The 3909-nt window shown below is 57.1% G+C and carries 1 protein-coding gene; it reads right to left on the minus strand.

The window, feature by feature from the left end; genetic code table 11:
* A partial coding sequence (locus tag Q7W83_RS13185) for an RHS repeat domain-containing protein (RefSeq protein ID WP_473656179.1) occupies positions 1 to 3748 on the minus strand: 3748 nt, incomplete at its 3' end.
* Positions 3749 to 3909 lie beyond the last annotated feature (161 nt).

A 3909-nucleotide genomic window follows, 5' to 3' on the forward strand; every position in this document is an offset into this window, starting at 1 on the left:
CACCAACACTAGCACTCGCCACGTCCGTAGTCGCCGTAGCCACCGTAGCCGTCGTAGTCACCGCTTTCGCAGCTTCTTTTGCCGCCAGCTGGGCGGCCTTTACGGTCGATCTCACTGAGGAGATGGCGCCACCACTGACCAATCCACTGACAGCGCCGACGCCATACCCAATGGTAGTCAGCAAACTGTCGTTCGTCATTCCCCCCCAAACTTGCAGACCGACACCTGCAGCTTGCCCCACAATCCCGACGATGGCGACGATGTACATGACCGACATGGGGGCCGACCAGGGCATGAGAATGGCTGAGCCTACGAGAAATATCCCCGCCAAACCCACACCAATCCATGCCTCGATACTCATCCCTCCGCCACCGACGTAAACCGGCAACTCTGGACGTCCCCCTCGAGCTGCGTGGCCACTTGGATCGCTCAGGTTGATCGGATTACCCCGGCAGTACATATACGGGTTGATCCCGCCCTCCGCGAAGGGGCTGAGCGAGTCCGGGCTGTGGAATCGCATCAGGCCGGGGTTGTATGCCCTATAGCCACGTCCCAACAGATACCAGCCGTGAGACCTTTCGCACACCTCGCCGTTGAAGGCCAACAGGCTTTGCAGTTCCTCTTCGTTGAAGAGCTTGCGTGCGCCATAGGCGCTATAGCTCACCCAGCGAACGGAACCGTTCAAGCTCTCGCCGATTACGCTTGGGCTGGCGTCGGTCATCAGCAACAAGGTGCGGTCGTGGTCGTTGAGCCGCTGTTCACCCAGGGGCGTATCGGCCTGATGCAGGTAGTAAGTGCGCTTATCCGCCTGCACGGTATGGTGCACACGATAGCCGCTGTAAAACCGCAGGGTTTCCTCTTGCTGGTCCTCGCGCACGCCTAACAGGTTGCTATGCCCGTCATAACGGTAAGTGCTCAAGGTTTGTTGTCCTGAAACATCTTTCACGGCAAGCAGGCGACCCCTGCTGTCGTAGCTCAATTGTTTACCGTGCTGATCGTTGAGCATGTTGCCGTCGGCATCGTATTCGAATGACTGGCTCGCCGGATAACCGCCTGCGGTATGGGTATGCGTGACCGACGACAGTTGGCATGCATCGTCGCCGGTGTAGGTGAAGCGCGCGATATCAGTGGTGTCATCCTTGAACGTCGTGACGCAGCGTTGGATATTGTCCAGCGCATCGAAGGTGAATACTTGTTGGGTGATGGCATTGCCGTAGACATCGGTGGGCAGGTTTTCGCCAGAGCAGGTGTGCCTGATCAACCGATTGCGCGGGTCATAGGTGAATTCTTCTTTGAGAAGGCTGCGCCCGGCGGTTTGCAAGTGGCGGCTTTGCAACTGGTCATCGGCAAACCAGGTTTGTGTAAGGGTATGGAGCGGTTGGTCCGTCAGTTGAAACGTGCGTTCGATTTCTCGTGTCAGGGTGTCATATTTCACTTCAGTCGTGAGTGAGAGCCGGGTGCGCAGGTTCCGGGTGATGGTCCTGCTGAGCAGGCTCAACCCGTTGTAGGTGAATTCGGCCTCAAGCTCGCCTTGTGTCAATTTTGCCAGGCGCCCGCTGTCGTCGTACTCCATGTGCGTGTCCAGCCCGCCGGCAACGCTGCTACTCATTTGCCGGCCAAGCAACGAGTAAACGTATTGCCTGTCCTGGATCGTTTTACCGTTGTCGACTTGTTTCTCGCTCAACAAATGGCCGTCGGCGCTGTACTTGTACTGGATACCGTTGTCGTCGGTGCCTACCCGGCTGATCGCCGCATCCAGGGGGTCGTAGGCGTAATTCTCCTGGCCTTCCAACGTTGTGATGCTGACGGGTTGCGGGGAGAGCGCCAGGTTGTATTCATGGTCAATATTTTTTCGGGCCGGGGTAACGCGGCGCCAAACCTGCATCTGTCTCTCTTTATAGCGGTACTGTTCAACCCTTGGATTATCCAGTGAACCCACCCGCACCTCGGTCAAGCGTTCGAGTCCGTCGAACGATTGCTGACCTACGACGACGGTGGGCTGATTGGCGTTGCCGGGGGTCACCTGCAAATCAATGGTCAGCTCGCTGGAGCTGTGGTCGGCGAAGCGGCGGTTGACGATCGTTTTGTCGGGAAGCGTGGTACTGGAAACACGTTTCCACGCGTCGTACGCGTAATGGGTCACACGCTCCTGTTCGTCAGTCAGTTGCTTGAGTTGTATGCAATTGCCCAGTCCGTCATAGGTGTAATAGCTGGTGTCGAGCGCCTGCAATTGCTCGCTGAGCAACAAGGTGTCCAGGTGCTGCTTCACCGAGAGCTGGGCATCGGGACTCTGAGTCTGGCGCAGGTGCGCATTCAAGCGCTGGGCGTCAAGGCGTTGCGTCGAAACCACTTTGCCGAAGCGATTGTAGTGGCTGATGGTCAGTCCGCTGACCTGAGGCGGTTGCTCGTCGCTTTGCTGCCAATTGCGCTCTATGGGGCCGTCTTCGCCAAAGGGCGACAGGTCGGTAATGATCGCCACACCGTCCAGGCCGAGGGTGCTGCTCAGCATGCCCCAATTGTCGTACTTGAACGCCTGAGTGATGGGGAGTTGCTTTTCTCCGATCAAATCAAAGTGGGTTTCTTCGATCAACTCGCCGATTTCGTTGTGCACAGCCGCGTAGATCTGACGGGGTTCAGCCCTTGAGTCGGCGTCTGGCTCGATTCGCCCTTGATAAACAGCACGGTTCAAACCGTCGAAATGGGTAATGGTTTTGGCGTTTTTGACATCAGTGACCACCATGCTGGATTGCTGACCGTCGGATGAAGTCAAGGTGTATTCATACGTGCGTGTAGCTTGCGCCTGTGGGTCACCGGGGGACGCCGTTTCGCTGGTCACCCGGCCCAGAGCGTCATAGCGAAGGAGCATCGGCACGTTGGTCAGATCCTCCTTGAGCACCAGTTGGCCCGTGATCAGTGAATAAACCTGCTTGAGGCTGATTTGCGCATGATAGGTTCCATCCTTGTGGTCGAACCCTGTCAGTAGTTCGTCTATTTGCAAGACCGCACCACCGGCCAGCGTGTTATCGGGTTGGCTGTACTGATAGTCGGTGCGCGTGGTCTTGCCGTTAATGATTTGACGCTGACTCAGCAAGCGACCATGCAGGAATACGTCGTTGGGCAGTTGGTTATAACTGCGCAGGGTCTGCTGTAACTCGGTCTCGGTTGTACCGTCGACTTGCAGCAAGGTTTCATCGGTGATGACCAGCCAGTCCTGCAAGTCGCTGTTGGCCAGCGGCTTGAGCGCTTCATGCCGCAGGCGGGTACAAAGGGTCGGTGCGGGTGTTTCGCCCTGGCCGTCAGGTGAGGGGTAAACCGTCGTTTCCTTCAGGCTGCGCACAAAGCCGTGCGGGTCGGCCGGGCAACCGTCGGACGCTTCTATGGGGTAGTAGGCGTAGACGGTCTTGATGCCGCTCGATTCAATCTTTTCAGTTGGATTGCCATTTTCATCAAAGCTTGTCCGTTCAACTTCAGCCCGGAACTTGGTGCCATCGTTGTCCATCTCCCAACGGGTGGTTTTTTCCTTGGGCAACTGGAACTGCGGGACTTGCTGATCGAACGGTCGGTTATCGGCGTAATACGTGGTGGTGACGCGTTTGACGCAGTGTGCCTGGGTCGTCTTTTCCTCGGTTTGCAGATGAAAGCGGTTGTAGGTGCGATCTACTTTGCGCACGGTTCTACTGGTGCGGTTCACCAGTTCTGCGGTGCTGCCGTATTCAAAATCCGAACTGAGGTTGTACGTCGGGTCCATCCCGTCTTCCCAAATGACCGTGGCACCGGCCCCGAGGAAGTTTTTCGCGGTGTAGCTGTAATTGACCACCATTTCCGGTTGACCAAACCCCGGGTCGGCTCGATGACGCGTCACACGGGGCAAGTTAGGTCGGCTGACACCACCGGGATAGGGATGCCCGT

It is taken from the genome of Pseudomonas sp. 300 (genome assembly GCF_055803035.1).